The following is a 14,711-nucleotide window of genomic DNA, read 5'->3' on the forward strand; positions in this document are numbered from 1 at the left end:
GCGGCCGGCCGGGATCTGTTGCTGTCCGGTCAGGCGGTGACCAGTACGTCGTCGCCGACCACCCGGACCGGGTAGGTGCGGATACTCCATTCGGGTTTCACCGCGGTGGTCCCGGTGGCGAGTTCGAACCCCCACTGGTGCCACGGGCAATAGATGAACTCGTTGTCCCGCACCATCACCGAATCGCCGGGCACCGATTCGTCGACCACGGTGCGCCCACGCGCACGGCCCGCACACAGTGGGCCGCCCTCGTGCGGGCAGTAGTTGGCGATGGCGTAGAACGTGCCGTTGACGTTGTATACACCCACGCCGTGCCGTCCGATCGGTACCACTTTCGACGAACCGGGCGGAATCTCGTCGACGGTGGCGACGATATGCTCCCGGCCCTGCGCCAGGCGGGGGCGGGAACCGCCCGCCGCCTGGCCACCGGGCTGTACCGCCGGGCTGCCGGGCCGGTCGCCGGAATCCGTCGCGGCGCTACCGGGTTGTGCGGTCGACGGGGTTACACCGGTGGGCGTCGATGGACCGGTCGACTGTGCTGCCGCCGGCGGCGCCCCTGCCGAATGGGCGTCGGGTGCCGCCGCTGCTGCGCCGGCACTGTCCGGCGTCGCCGACGAGTCCGAGTCCGGCGACCGCACCGGAGATTCGTTACCGCCCGCCATCAGTGCACCCGCATCTGTCCGGGCAGCGCCGGAACGGTTTCGGGCAGGTGGTAGGTCTCGATACCGTTGCGGAACATCACCTTCTCGCGGGCGGCGGGCGGCAGGTGCTTCACCAGCCAGCGCGGGTCGTCGAAGGTCCAGTGCGGATAGTCCGAGGAGTAGAGCAGGATCTTGTCCGCCTCCATCCATTCGAACGCCCGGGTGAGCTCCGTTTTGTCCTCCGGGTAGTCCAGCGGCTGGGTGGTGAACTTGATGTGTTCCTTGACGTACTCCGACGGCTTGCGCTGGATCGACAGGAACGATCCGCGGGCCGCGTAGATGGCATCCATCCGCCACATCAGCGGCAGGATCCAGGTGAAGGCATGTTCCACGAAGACGATGCGCAGCGCCGGGAACCGGTCGAAGACCCCGTCGAAGATCAGACTCATGATCTGGTTCGCCGCGAGCAGCGAGTAGGTGACCATGAAATCGTGGTTGTAGCTGGGGAAACCGACCGGCGGCATGGGCATGGTCTCGTAAGCGCCGCGGCTCAGGTGGCAGCTCACCGGCAGGTTGTGCTTCACCGCGGCGGCCCAGATCGGGTCGTAGGACCGGTCACCCCAGGACGGGCGGGGTTCGGCCTTGATCAGGATCTGTGCCATGTAGGGGTGACCCGCCCAGTGCTCGATCTCGGCGACCGCGGCCTGCGGATCGTCGATCGCCACACAGATCGAACCGCGCCAGCGCTGGTGCCAGTTGTTGTGCGGGTCCAGCCACTGCGCGTCCAGCCATCCGTTGACCCCCGTCGCCATCGCGGCGGTGGCCTCGGGGATCCGGGTCGCCTTCACCGTCGGCTCGAGGATCACGATATCGGAGCCGGCGTCCATGATGAGCTGGCGGAATGCCATATCCGGGTCGCTACCGGGGAATTCACCGTTCGCCGGGAACGTGTCGACCCGCATGGCCTTCGAATGCGCGTAGTCGGGCGCGTCGTAGACGATGGTGTCGCCCACACGATGACTGAGAAAGAACGAACTGCGCCACGGCTCCGGTATGTGCTCCACCAGATCCCCCCGCCGGGGGACCGGGTGCACATCGGAATCGACGACGCGTACCGGCACCAGTTCCGTAGACGGAACTCGCGCCTGTTCCTGTGCAGCTGTCATAACGCCTCCTTCATAGGGGCTGCATATGGTCGGCGGAGGCCGTAGCGAACGCGGAGGTATCGCATCAGCATCCCTCCTTCGTAGGGGCTGCATACGGTCGGCGGAGGCCGTAGCGGAGGCGGAGGTATCGCACCATCGCGGAAAGATCCGACCGCAGCATCGGCATCAGCCGACCGCGGTGACGGCGTCTATATCGATGCTGTACAGACGCGCGGCATTTCGCCAGCAGAGTTTTTCGCGCTGCCCGGCGGTCAGGGCGGCGGGCAGCGTGTCGATATCGCCGCTGTGCCAGTGCGGATAGCTGGATCCGAACATCACCATGTCGTCCTTGCCGGTGAAGTCGAGCCAGTCCGCCGCGAACGGGGCGTCGCCGGGGCCGTCGATCGTGGCGTGCACGAAATACACATGTCCGGGCAGGTAGTCGCTGGGCATCCGGGGCGCCCAGGGGGTCTGCTCCAGGTGTGGGCGGCCGAAGGTGTCCATCCGCCAGGTGAACGGCGTGAGCAGATCGGCGCCGCCGTCGCCCCAGACGAATTTCAGGTCCGGATACCGCTCGAAAACGCCCTCGGCGATCATGTTCATCAAGTGGTAGATGTAGTTCAGCCCCATGAACCCGTAATACTGCTCATAGGTCCGCGGGTGGCCGGACGGAGTGGGCGGGTAGCCGACGCTCTCCCCGGTTTCGATATGGGTCGCCACCGGCAGATTCGCCGCGGCGGCGGCCTCCCACAGGGGCCAGAATTGCGGTTTGCCGTACAGTTCGCGCGATTGCAGCGGGATCCCGAGCTGGACGATCCGCGGATGGTCACCCAGTCGGTCGATTTCGCGCAGCGCGCCGCTGATGTCCTCCGGGTTGACCCGCAGCGTGCCCCGGAACTTGTCCCGGTATGTGCCGCTGTCGAGCCAGCGCGACACCATCATGTCGTTGTGCGCCGACAGGACGGCGGTGGTGAGATGCCGGTCGGGCAGGATCCCGCGGGTCATCGGGTGCAGGACGGCCACATCCACGCCGCGTTCGGTGAACAACTGCTGTCCGACGAAGTCCGGATCCGAACCCGGGTAGCCGCGATGCGGTCCCCGCGCGCCCTTGACGTATTCGCCGCCGGGCGCGCCGTACCAGTCCATTTCGGCGTCGGGGATTCCGCGACTCTTGAACGGTTCGTTCAGGAATGAACGCATATCGTCGTTGGAGCGGAAGAAGATGTGCACGCTGGTATCGATCACCGGAGTGCGGGTGCCGTCGGGCAGGTCCTTCATCGCGGTACCTCGTCGGAAAAAGGGGTACCGGCCGAACCCCGCGGTATCGGCCGGTACCGCGGGTCAGTACTGGAAGTCGATCACTGCGGCATCGGGCCGCTCGGTCACCGGGGCGGCAAGGCCCTGTTCGTCGCAGATCCGCTGCAGGTGATCCAGCGTTTCGTCCAGTCCCGGGCCCAGGCGTTTGCCGGGGGTGAAGGTGGCCGGCAGGTTACGCATCCCCTGGATGACACCGATGGTGTCGTAGTGGACGGTGCCGGCGGGATCGCACGTGTAGTCGGGCATCCGGTCGAGCACGGCCAGCAGCATGGACTTGAAGACCGTGCGAGCCACATTGGACCCGATGCACCGGTGCACGCCCAGCCCGAAACTGAAGTGCCGGTTGCCCTTGCGGTCCAGGACGATATCGTCCGCATCCGGGAAGATGGTCTGGTCGCGGTTGGCCATCGCCCAGGACAGCCACAGGCGGTCGCCCTCTTTGAATTCGGTGCCCTGATAGGTGCAGTCGTCGGCCATGGTGCGGCCGTCACCCGGCGCGGGCGTGAAGTAGCGCAGGAATTCCTCGGTGGCGGGGTCGAGCAGTTCGTCCCGGTCCCGGCTCAGTTCCGCGCGCTGCTCGGGATTTTCCGCCAGCCACTCCAGCGAATGCGCGGTGAGCGCGGTCGTGGTGTCGAAACCGCCGCCGATGAGCAGGCCGATCATGCCGAGCAGTTCCATATCGGGCGCGGGTTCGCCGTCGATACGCAGTTCGGTGAGCGCCTTGATCAGGCCCGGACGCGGATCGGTTTTCGCCTCGTTGAGGCTGGTCAGAATATCGATGCCCATGGTCCGGTGCATTTCGGCGACGCGCGCGGCGTCGGGCGAATCCTCCGGTGTGTAGACCGAGGCGTGCACCGGATCGCTGTACACCGACCATTTCTTCAGCGGAATGCCCAGCATGGCCAGGGTCAGCACCGCCGGGACGATATTGGCCAGGTCGTCGACGAAGTCGATGCGGCCCGATTCGATCTTCTCGTCCAGGCTGGCCCGCACGATCTCGTCGATGAACGGCTGCCAGCGTTTCACCGCGGCGGGGGACAGGTACGGGTTGAGCACGGAGCGGTAGGTGCGATGCTCCGGCTCGTCCATCTCCAGCATTCCGCCGCGCACCATGGCGGCGCGGCGCGGGGTGGGGATGGAGATACCCACATAGCCGCGGCGTTCGTTGTGGATGTCGTGGTCGACGGATACCTCGGGGCAGCGGGCGAGTTCGAAGACCGCGTTACCGCTGGAGGCGACCCAGTGCCCGTCGTAGGTATCGGTCCACGCCACCGGGCATTTCGCGTGCATCTCATGCGTGATCTCGGTGAACTGCTCGCGGTATTCGGGCGTGTGCCGATCGAAGTGGTACCGATTCTGCTTGCGCTGGTCGTTATCCGTAGAAGTCACGGTCTGTTGTCCCTCTGCTGGTCACTGGGGTGCGGCGAACCTTCGCCGGGGGCCCGGAACTCTGCGCCGCTCCGGGAGTCGTCGGGGGGTGCCGACTCGCCACCGGGCGGCGGCGCGCGTCTCGATCGCCTGCGATATACGCGCGCCGCCTGCGCCGGCGTGGCCGGGTGGGTCAGAGCTTGTGGTCGTACCACTTCAGGTAGCCGCCGCCGTCGACCCGCATTTGCATACCGGTGACGTAGCGAGCTTCCTCGGAGACGAGATACAGGATGGCATTGGAGATATCGACCGGCTCGATCCACGGGGTCTTCATCGCCTGCTGGACGTAGAAGGCAGGTTCCGCGTCGGCGCGGCCCGGGTTCTCCAGATCAGGCCGGAAGGACCGGTACATGGGCTCGCTCTGCAGCATGTCGGTGTTGCAGTTGGTCGGGTGGACCGCGTTGGCGCGGATACCCCGGGGCGCGAGGTGCCGGGCGATATCGAAGATGTAGTAGGACAGCGCGCGCTTGGAGTGCACGTAGGCCATACCGCCGAGATCCGAACCCGGGTTGTCCATCTTGCTGACGTCCACCATCGCCGCCGTCGAGCCGGTCGCCACGATGGACGCGCCCTCACCGAGATGCGGGAGCGCGACCTGGATGGCGTTGATGGTGCCGACCAGGTTGGTGTTGATGACATCGGTCCACGCCTGGATATCCGGCTGGCCCTTCATCCCGGCGACGCCGGCCTGGGCGATCACGATATCGAGCTTGCCGAACTCCGCGACGCCGGCATCCAGCGCCGCTTTCAGACCGACGGCGTCGCGGACGTCGGCTTTGGTCGCGACGATGCGGCGGCCGGTCTTCTCGACCAGGCGCACGGTTTCTTCGAGGTCTTCGGGCGTGGCCAGCGGGTATCCGATGGTCGACATGTTCTCGCAGATGTCGACGGCGATGATATCGGCGCCTTCCTCTGCCAGTCGTACCGCGTGGCTACGGCCCTGACCGCGCGCGGCGCCCGTGATGAATGCGACTTTGCCCTCAACACGTCCCACAGCATTCCCTTTCGATCTGTTTTCGAGAGTGACCTGTCCGATGTGCCGGCCCGCCGGGAGCGGCGAGCGGCACGGGACAGGGTGCGCGGCGAATACCACGCGTCGATCCGGCTGCGGACCCGATGCTGTGTCACCGGCGGAGACCCAGCACCGCCGGGTACCGGCTGCGGACATACGGCTGTTCTCGTATGCGAAAAGAACTGCGTTTTCGCATACGAGAACGGTACTCTACCTGGGGGGTCGGCGGCAAGGTTTCGGCAGAACCCTGGTCGGCCTTATCAAACCTGATGTGCGGGACAGTTTCGCTGCTGTACCTCGCGATATGGCGCAGGCTCCTGAACTGCCATCCGTGAAATTGCCACTCGCCTATTACGAGAATTGTATTTCCACCGGCCTTCGGTGTCAGCGCGGTGTGTAGTGCTGGAGTGACCCGGTCGGCTGGGTCGGCAACTCCGGCGGCCGAAAAGGGGTGAGAACGTGGCGGCCCGGGAAGTCGGGGATGTTCTGCTTGATGTCGCAGGCGACCGGGTGGTGGTGATCGCGCTGCCGGACAGGTGTTTCGGTGGGGCGGTGAGTGCGATGCTGCGACTCGGCACCGGGTGCGGGCCGCCTACCCGCGAAAGATGCGCTTTTCTCCGAGTGGCCGGGGTGGCGCGGCAGAAGTTGCGGGAGCGGTTCTTCGAGGCCACAGCCTTCGCGGGGGCCTTCGGCGGCATGGCCCGGAAACATTTGATTCGCCAGGTGTTGCGGCATCCATCCTGCGAGAATAGTATTCTCGCAAAGGGAGATTAGCGTTCCGCGCGTACTGCTCCGGTCCGTGGACCCCACGGCAGCCCGCCGGGCGGCGCCCTCAACTCCCGTGCTCGCCGAAAGGACTGCGCAGTGCCATCGCATCAGCCGCCGGCTGCCGAACCCGATCCGACGAACACCTGGGACATCGAAACCGACGTTGTAGTCCTGGGCACCGGCGCCGCCGGCCTCACCGCGGCCCTTGTCGCCAAGGTCGAAGGTGCCGCGGTCGAAGTGTTCGAGAAGGCGCCCACCGTCGGCGGAACCAGCGCGGTCTCCGGCGGACTGGCCTGGATCCCCGCGCATTCCCGGGCCGACCGGGAACTGTCGGTCGAGGATGCACTGGCCTACCTCGGCGCGCAGTCCCTGGACTCGATGGACGACGAACTGGTCGAGGTGTTCGTCCGGACCGGCGCCCGGATGCTGGACTACGTCGAACAGCACAGCGGTGTGCAATTCGACGTGGCCGAGGGGTTCCCCGACTACAAACCCGAACTTCCCGGTGGCCGGCCCGCCGGCGGCCGGTCCATCGGGCCGGCCGCCTACGATCTGGCCCGGCTCGGCGAATGGCGCGACCGGATCACCACCTTCCCGCTGGACTGGAGCAATGTCGGCTTCGACGCCGAGACCCGGGCCCGGCTGCGAGCGGTCCTGGGGGACGCCACCGCGGATGTGTGTGTCGCCGGTCAGGCCTTGGTTGCCGGACTGCTCGAGGGGGTACTCGCCGCCGGGATCACGCCGCGCACCGGCGCGCGGGGGATCGAGCTGATCACCGAGAACGGGGCGGTCACCGGGGCGCGTATCGCGATCGACGGACAGGAGATCGCGGTCCGGGCGCGGCGCGGGGTGGTGCTGGCCACCGGCGGTTTCGAATGGGACGCCGGACTGGTCAAGGCATTCCTGCGCGGGCCGATGACCGGCCCGGTCTCCCCGCCGAACAACACCGGTGACGGCCTGCGGATGGCCATGGCCCACGGTGCCGACCTCGGCAATATGGGGGAGGCATGGTGGGTTCCGGTGGTGCAACTGCCGGGCGACACCATCGACGGCCGTCAGCGCAGCCGCAGTGTCCGGCTGGAACGCACCCGCCCGCGCAGCATCATCGTGAACCGGGCCGGGAAACGTTTCGTCAACGAGGCCGCCGAATACAACTCGATGGCGGGGGCCTTCCACTACCTCGATCCGCGTGGCGGGTACGTCAACAATCCCGGCTGGATGGTGTTCGACGCCGAACATCTGCGCCGGTACGGATTCCTGGGCGTGGAACCGGGCGGCCCCGCGCCGGACTGGTTCTGCGAATCCGCCGATCTCGCCGAACTCGGGGCCAAGACCGGTATCGACCCCGCAGGGCTGCAGCGAACCGTCGCCGAGTGGAACCGCGCCGTCACGGCCGGCGCCGATCCCGACTTCGGTCGCGGCGCCAGTGAATACGACGGCTACTGGGGCGACCCCGATGCGGAGACGGTCGCCGGCCGCACCCTGGGCCCCGTCGATACCGGCCCGTACTACGCCGTTCCGGTGACAGTGGGCGCGATGGGGACCAAGGGTGGCCCGCGGACGGACAGCGATGCCCGGGTCCGGCATATCAGCGGTGCGGTGATCCCGGGACTGTACGCGGTCGGCAATGCGATGGCCGGGGTGACCGGCCGGGCCTACGGCGGTGCCGGCGGAACGATCGGTCCCGGCATGGTCTTCGGCTTCCGGGCCGGATACAACGCCGCGACAGGCGAATCGGTGAAGTGCTGAGCCGGCCCACGCGGCCGGCGGTTTCCCAGGCGCGGGTGCGCGGGCCACAGGTGCGCGGGCTGTGGGCGCGAACGAATGGACAGAGCGGAAGGTAGCAGTGTCGGAATACGAGAGCGTGTGGTGCGACCTGCAGGGTGTCGCGTTCAGCCAGGGGTATCTGGATGTGGCGGGGGTGCGTACGCGTTACCTGCACGCCGGTGACCCGGAGAAGCCGGTGCTGGTGTTCCTGCACGGGTCCGGCGGCCATGCCGAAGCCTATATCCGGAACCTGGCGGCGCATGCCGAGCATTTCTCGACCTGGTCGATCGATATGCTCGGGCACGGGTACACCGATAAGCCGGGACATCCGCTCGAGATCGAACACTATGTGTCGCATCTGATCTCGTTCCTGGACACGATCGGCGCCGTCCGCGCGCATATCAGCGGGGAATCGCTGGGCGGCTGGGTCGCCGCCCGCGCCGCCTGCGACCACCCCGGCCGGGTGGACCGGCTGGTCCTCAACACCGCGGGCGGTTCCCAGGCCGACCCCGAGGTCATGGCGCGGATCGTGACCCTGTCGATGGCCGCGGCCGCCGACCCCACCTGGGACACGGTGCAGGCGCGGATCAAATGGCTGATGGCCGATAAATCCAAGGATTACGACGATATCGTCGCCAGCCGGCAGCGGATCTACCGGCAGCCCGGATTCGCCGACGCCATGCGCGACATCATGGCGTTGCAGGATCCGGAGATCCGGGCCCGCAACCTGCTGGGCTCGCGGGAGTACGGTGCGATCACCGCGCCGACGCTGGTCGTCTGGACCAGCGACGACCCGACCGCCGATGTCACCGAGGGCAAACGGATCGCGTCCATGATTCCCGGCGCCCGGTTCGAAGTGCTTCCCGACTGCGGGCACTGGCCGCAATACGAGGCGCCGGCGGCGTTCAACGCCCTGCACCTCGAATTCCTGCTGGGTGGTTGAGATGGATACCGGAAACGGCAGCGCCCCCGAGCTGTTCGACGTCGTGGTCGTCGGAGCGGGCCCGGTCGGCCTGACCATCGCGAATATGCTGGGCCGCTACGGGGTTCGCACCCTGCTGGTGGAGGAGCGCCCCGGCCTCATCGACTATCCGCGCGGCGTCGGTCTCGACGACGAATCACTGCGCACCCTGCAGTCGACCGGGCTGGTCGAACACATCCTGCCGCATACCAACCCGAACCAGATCATGCGGTTCGTGGACGGTAACCGGCGGCTGCTGGCCGAGATCGCCCCCACCGACCAGCAGTTCGGCTGGCCCAAACGCAGCGGTTTCATCCAGCCGCTGGTCGACGCCGAACTGTTGCGCGGGCTGGAGCGTTTCGACAGTGTCGAGATCCGCTGGGGTACGGCGATGAACGACTGCGTCGACAGCGGTGACGAGGTCCGGGTGCGGCTGGAGACCCCGGACGGGACAGACGTGGTCCGCGCCCGTTATGTGGTGGGCAGCGACGGCGGGCGCAGCGCCACCCGGCACACGATGGGCGTGAGCTTCGAGGGCACCACGTCGTCGACCCGCTGGCTGGTGGTCGATATCGACGGAGATCCGCTCGGACATCCGAATGTCGAGGTCGGCGCGGATCCGGCGCGGCCGAATGTATCCATCTCGCTGGCGCACGGTATCCGGCGGTTCGAATTCCTGCTGCATCCGGGCGAATCCGACGAAGAAGCCGAGACACCGGAATTCCTGGCACGGCTGCTCGAAACTTTCGTCCCGCATCCGGAACGACTGGATGTGATCCGGCGGCGGGTCTACACCCACCATTCGCGGATCGCCGGACAGTTCCGGAAGGGCCGGTTGCTGCTGGCCGGCGACGCCGCCCACCTCATGCCGGTCTGGCAGGGGCAGGGATACAACAGCGGAATCCGTGACGCGGCGAACCTGGGCTGGAAGCTCGCGGCCGTGGCCACCGGGCTGGCCGGCGACGAGCTGCTCGACAGCTACGACCACGAGCGGCGCAAACACGCGCGCGCGATGATCGATCTGTCGACCATGGTCGGCCGGGTCATCTCGCCGACGAATCAGCGGGTTGCCGCAGTGCGTGATGTGGCGGTGCGCGCCCTGGCCGCGGTGCCGCCGTTGAAACGGTATGTGCTGGGTATGCGGTTCAAGCCGATGCCGCGCTATGACCGCGGCGCTGTCGTGCACGGCTGGTCGCGGTCGCCGAATTCCGCCGTCGGCACGCTGTTCATCCAGCCGCGGGTCGCGACCCGGACCCAGCCCGATGTGCTGCTGGACGAGACGCTCGGGCCGTGGTTCGCCGTGCTGTGCTGGAACAATCAACCCCGAAAAGTATTGGGGGACGATGAGTTCGCGCGCTGGAAAGAATTGGGTGCGCGTTTCGTGGAGGCTCGGCCCGCCACGCAGCTGTACTGGAACGGTCACGATGACCCCGATGTGCTGGTGGTCGGCGATCACACCGGTGCGCTCAAGAAATGGTTCGACGGCCAGCTCGATTCCGTGCTGTTCCTGCGTCCGGACCGGTTCGTCGCCGGTGCCTGTATCGCCCAGCATGCCCCCGAACTCGGTGCGGCACTGCGTAACACGCTCACCCTGACCCCGGGAGGTACCGATGCCGCTGGCCGTATGCTGCGTCTCGCACAGCCCACTTCTTGAACTCCCCGGGCCAGGGCCCGATCTTCTCGACGAGGTCGGCGGCGCGCTCGACCGGGCCCGGGATTTCGTGCGCGAATTCGATCCCGAACTGGTGGTTCTGTTCTCCCCGGACCACTACAACGGTTTCTTCTACAAGCTCATGCCGCCGTTCTGCCTGGGTACCGCCGCCACCGGGATCGGCGACTACGGCACCTACGCCGGTCCGCTGAACGTGCCCGAGGACCAGGCGCAGCGACTGGCCGAAGCGCTGCTCGACGCCGGGATCGATATCGCGACCTCCGCGGAGATGGAGGTCGACCACGGCACCGTGCAGCCGCTCCAGCGATTGTTCGGCGATGCCACCGCCCGCCCGGTGATTCCGATCTTCGTGAACTCCGTGGCCACCCCACTCGGTCCGTTGCGCCGGGTGCGGGCGCTGGGTACCGCCGTTGGCCGGCACCTCGCGACGCTCGGGAAACGGGTACTGGTGATCGGGTCGGGTGGGCTGTCCCACGACCCGCCGGTGCCGCGGCGGGCCACCGCCCCCGAACCGGTGCTGGATCGGATCGTGCGCGGCCGTCCCATGACGACCGAACAGCGGCAGGCCCGGCAGAACGCGGTGATCGACGCGGCCCGTGATTTCGCCGCCGGTGACAGCGCCCTGCAACCGCTCAATCCGGACTGGGACCGGGCGTTCCTGGACCTGGTCGATACCGGTGGGCTGGCCGCCGTGGACGACTGGGACAACGACGAGATCACCCGTACCGCCGGCAATTCCGCGCACGAGGTGCGCACCTGGGTGGCCGCGTTCTCGGCGCTCGCCGCGCAGGGGTCGTATCGCACCGGTGTGCGCTACTACCGGCCGGCTCCCGAGCTCATCGCCGGTTTCGCCGTGCGCACCGCCCGGCCCGCCGATGAGACGTACGACGACAGGAGGCGATGAGTGAATACCGAGACGGATTTCGACGAAACCGTCGATCTGCTGGTCGTCGGCTCCGGTGGCGGCGGGATGAGTGCCGCGCTGCGAGCCGAGGCCCTGGGCCTGGACACCCTGGTGGTGGAAAAGGCCGACGCCTACGGCGGGTCGACGGCACTGTCCGGCGGCGGTATCTGGGTGCCGAACGCGCCCTCCCAGCAGCGCGACGGGTTCTCACTCGACCCCGAGGCGGTGATCGGCTATCTGCGCACCATCACCGACGGCCTGGTCAGCGACGAGCGCCTGCGGGCCTATGTCGAGAAGTCGCCCGAGATGATGGCGTTCCTCGAGGACCGCAGCCGCTGGCTGGAATTCGTGTGGAAACCCGGCTACGCCGACTACTACCCGGAACTCGAGGGCGGTTCGCCGCAGGGCAGCACGATCAACGTGCCGCCCATCGACCTGCGGGCCCTCGGCGACGAGGAAGACAAGCTACTCACACCGCTCGCGCTGGCGCCGAAAGGTATCTGGCTGGGTCCCAAGGATCTGCGGCTGTTCTATCAGGTCCGGCAGAACTGGGGCGGCAAGATCATGATGCTGAAGCTGATCTGGCGGATGGTGCGGGCCCATGTGTTCGGCGACCGGATCGTCACCATCGGCCAATCCCTGATCGCCCGGCTGCGCCTGGCCATGAAGGAACGCGAGATCCCGCTCTGGCTGAGCACGCCACTGACCTCCCTGATCACCGGCAGCGACGGCACGGTCACCGGAGCGGTGGTGCTCCGGGACGGGAAACCGGTGCGGATCCGGGCCCGCCGCGGCGTGATCCTGGCGACCGGCGGCTTCGACCACGATATGACCTGGCGCAAAGAGGAACTGCCGGAGGTCGACCAGGACTGGAGCTTCGGCAATCCGGTGGCCACGGGCGACGGTATCCGGGCCGGACAGGAAGCCGGCGCCGCCACCGACCTGATGAACGAGGCATGGTGGTTCCCGGCCATCCAGTGGCCGGACGGCCGGATGCAGTTCATGCTCAACGAGCGGATGATGCCTGCCCAGTTCATCGTGAACGGTGCCGGGAAACGGTTCATCAACGAGGCCGCGCCCTATATGGATTTCGGGCACGCCATGATCGAGGGCCAGCGCAGCGGGGTGACCCATATCCCGTGCTGGCTGGTCACCGACCATCGCTCCTGGCACCGGTACGTGATCGGCGGGCATCTGCCCATCCCGAAGGTGCCGTTCGCGCCCGTGCCCACCGGTTACAAGATGGTGCAGGCCTGGCTCGAATCCGGAGTCGTGAAAACGGCACAGAGCTGGTCCGAACTGGCCGCGCAGATCGACGTCCCCGCGGACGCGCTCGCGGCGACGGCCGCCCGTTTCAACGAACTGGCCGAGGCCGGGCACGACGACGATTTCCAGCGCGGCGACAGCGTCTACGACAACTACTACGGCGATCCGACCCTGCCCAACCCGAACCTGTATCCGATCGGGAAACCGCCCTACTACGCGTTCCGCATCGTCCTCGGCGATCTCGGCACCTCGGGCGGTCTGCGCACCGACGAGCACGCCCGGGTGCTGCGCGGCGACGGGTCGGCGATCGACGGCCTGTACGCCGTCGGCAACGCCTCGGCCGCGGTGATGGGCCGCAGCTACGCCGGTGCCGGCGCCACCATCGGGCCGGCCATGACCTTCGGATACATCGCCGCCGAGCACTGTGCCGGTCGCGCCGGGGACACCGGCGGCAGGGCGGCCGTGGCCGAAGGAGAGAACGTGACGATCGAAACCAACGGAGGTAATCGATGAAAATATCCCTCTTCTACGAGTTCGCCCTGCCGCGTCCATGGAGCGACGACGACGAATTCGAGATGTTCCAGGACGGGCTGACCGAGGTAGAAGCTGCGGATAAAGCCGGTTTCTCCACCGTCTGGCTCACCGAACACCATTTCCTCGAGGAGTACTGCCACGCCACCGCGCCCGAGATGTTCCTGGCCGCGGCCAGTCAGCGCACGAAGAACATCCGGCTCGGTTTCGGTGTCATGCATCTGCCGCCCGGTATCAACCATCCCGCCCGCGCCGCGGAACGGGTGGCGACCCTCGACCATCTGTCCGGCGGCCGGGTGGAATTCGGTACCGGTGAATCGTCGTCGGTGGCCGAGCTCGGCGGGTTCGGTATCGACCCCGCAGACAAGCGTGCCCAGTGGGAGGAAGCCCTCGAGGTCACCGTCCGCGCGATGACCGAGACCCCGTTCAGCGGGTTCAAAGGTGAGCACATCGCCATGCCGCCCCGCAATGTCATCCCGAAGCCGCGGCAGACCCCGCACCCCCCGCTGTGGGTGGCCTGTACCCGGCCGTCGTCGGTGCAGATGGCGGCCCAGAAGGGTATCGGCGCACTGAGTTTCGCCTACACCGGCCCGGAGGCGCTCGGTGAGCGCGTCCGCGGCTACTACGAGGAATTCGAGAACGCCGCCGCGCCTTCGGTACCGCAGATGAACCCGAATATCCTGGCCATCGGCGGAGACCTGTCGATGATGGTCGCCAAGACCGACGAGGAAGCGGTCAAGCGGCTCGGCGTGGGCGGCGGGTTCTTCTCGTTCGGGATCATGCACTACTACATGACCGGTATGCACACCCCCGGCCGCACCGGCGTGTGGGACAGCTACCTGGACGCGGTGAAGGAAGACGACACTCTTGCCTACGGTCCCGGCCGCGGCGCCATCGGCGGCCCGGAGACGGTGCGCGAATTCCTGCGCGGCTACGAGGAGAGCGGGGTCGACGAGATCATCCTGCTGCTGAACCCGCGCAGCCATGAAGGAACCATGGAATCCATCGAGATCATGGGCAAGGAGATCCTGCCGGAATTCATCGAACGCGATGAGGTCGCGCGCGCCGCTAAAGCCAAGCGGCTCGAACCGGTCCTGGAGAAGGCCGAAGCGCGGCGCCGGCCCTGGGCGGTACCCGAATTCGACGAGAACTATTCGATCGGTGGTCTGCCCACCGGCCGCGGCGGCAAGTTCACCGCCAGCGAGATCCCTGAGGCCATGGCCGAGATCAACGAAGGCCGGGTGAAAGCCGCGCAGGCACTGAAGGAACAGCAGAGCTGAGCGACAGCAGCGGGAGAGG

Annotated in this window: 11 protein-coding genes; 6 read left to right on the top strand and 5 right to left on the bottom strand. The window is 67.2% G+C overall.

The annotated features are described in order from the left end of the window. Window positions 1-29: 29 nt before the first annotated feature. From ACIA75_RS31375 to ACIA75_RS31395, 5 genes are all read right to left on the bottom strand, one after another. Window positions 30-395, bottom strand: coding sequence for a Rieske 2Fe-2S domain-containing protein (locus tag ACIA75_RS31375; RefSeq protein ID WP_280426292.1), 366 nt, complete (start codon window positions 393-395; stop codon window positions 30-32). 266 nt (window positions 396-661) lie between these two features. Then, window positions 662-1,807 carry an amidohydrolase family protein gene (locus ACIA75_RS31380; protein WP_397110530.1) on the bottom strand — a complete coding sequence of 382 codons (1,146 nt, stop codon included), beginning with the start codon at window positions 1,805-1,807 and terminating at the stop codon, window positions 662-664. A 165-nt stretch (window positions 1,808-1,972) separates the two neighbouring features. Next, window positions 1,973-3,064 (bottom strand): amidohydrolase family protein, encoded by a 1,092-nt coding sequence (locus tag ACIA75_RS31385; protein ID WP_397110532.1) that lies wholly within the window; start codon window positions 3,062-3,064, stop codon window positions 1,973-1,975. Between the two features lie 63 nt (window positions 3,065-3,127). Beyond that, complete coding sequence (locus ACIA75_RS31390) at window positions 3,128-4,492, bottom strand: cytochrome P450 (protein ID WP_397110534.1); 1,365 nt, start codon at window positions 4,490-4,492, stop codon at window positions 3,128-3,130. A gap of 172 nt (window positions 4,493-4,664) precedes the next feature. Next, entirely contained in the window at window positions 4,665-5,525 is an 861-nt protein-coding gene (locus tag ACIA75_RS31395; RefSeq protein ID WP_397110536.1) for a mycofactocin-coupled SDR family oxidoreductase, read from the bottom strand. An 882-nt stretch (window positions 5,526-6,407) separates the two neighbouring features. Here ACIA75_RS31395 and ACIA75_RS31400 point away from each other — a divergent pair. The 6 genes from ACIA75_RS31400 (at window position 6,408) to ACIA75_RS31425 (ending at window position 14,692) form a co-directional block, all read left to right on the top strand. Then, complete coding sequence (locus tag ACIA75_RS31400) at window positions 6,408-8,060, top strand: FAD-dependent oxidoreductase (RefSeq protein ID WP_397110538.1); 1,653 nt, start codon at window positions 6,408-6,410, stop codon at window positions 8,058-8,060. 97 nt (window positions 8,061-8,157) lie between these two features. Continuing rightward, on the top strand, window positions 8,158-9,021 hold the full coding sequence (locus tag ACIA75_RS31405; RefSeq protein ID WP_397110540.1) for an alpha/beta fold hydrolase: 864 nt from the start codon (window positions 8,158-8,160) through the stop codon (window positions 9,019-9,021). Between the two features lies 1 nt (window position 9,022). Further along, a complete protein-coding gene (locus tag ACIA75_RS31410; RefSeq protein WP_397110542.1) occupies window positions 9,023-10,693 on the top strand; it encodes a bifunctional 3-(3-hydroxy-phenyl)propionate/3-hydroxycinnamic acid hydroxylase in 1,671 nt (556 codons plus the stop codon). Then, the gene (locus tag ACIA75_RS31415) at window positions 10,650-11,615 is read left to right on the top strand and encodes a 3-carboxyethylcatechol 2,3-dioxygenase (protein ID WP_397110544.1); all 966 of its coding nucleotides are present in this window, start codon (window positions 10,650-10,652) and stop codon (window positions 11,613-11,615) included. Before ACIA75_RS31410 ends, ACIA75_RS31415 begins: the two co-directional genes overlap by 44 nt. After that, on the top strand, window positions 11,616-13,394 hold the full coding sequence (locus tag ACIA75_RS31420; protein ID WP_397110546.1) for an FAD-binding protein: 1,779 nt from the start codon (window positions 11,616-11,618) through the stop codon (window positions 13,392-13,394). Beyond that, the gene (locus ACIA75_RS31425) at window positions 13,391-14,692 is read left to right on the top strand and encodes an LLM class flavin-dependent oxidoreductase (protein ID WP_397110548.1); all 1,302 of its coding nucleotides are present in this window, start codon (window positions 13,391-13,393) and stop codon (window positions 14,690-14,692) included. The genes ACIA75_RS31420 and ACIA75_RS31425 overlap by 4 nt, the downstream gene beginning before the upstream one ends. Window positions 14,693-14,711 lie beyond the last annotated feature (19 nt).

The organism is Nocardia sp. NPDC051750 (genome assembly GCF_044453135.1).
GTDB lineage: Bacteria > Actinomycetota > Actinomycetes > Mycobacteriales > Mycobacteriaceae > Nocardia.

Bases quoted from the DNA above. Each gene is read 5' to 3' on its own strand.
- ACIA75_RS31425 (WP_397110548.1), top strand. From the start codon at position 13,391: ATGAAAATATCCCTCTTCTACGAGTTCGCCCTGCCGCGTCCATGGAGC.
- ACIA75_RS31385 (WP_397110532.1), bottom strand. From the start codon at position 3,064: ATGAAGGACCTGCCCGACGGCACCCGCACTCCGGTGATCGATACCAGC.
- ACIA75_RS31415 (WP_397110544.1), top strand. From the start codon at position 10,650: ATGCCGCTGGCCGTATGCTGCGTCTCGCACAGCCCACTTCTTGAACTC.
- ACIA75_RS31380 (WP_397110530.1), bottom strand. From the start codon at position 1,807: ATGACAGCTGCACAGGAACAGGCGCGAGTTCCGTCTACGGAACTGGTG.
- ACIA75_RS31410 (WP_397110542.1), top strand. From the start codon at position 9,023: ATGGATACCGGAAACGGCAGCGCCCCCGAGCTGTTCGACGTCGTGGTC.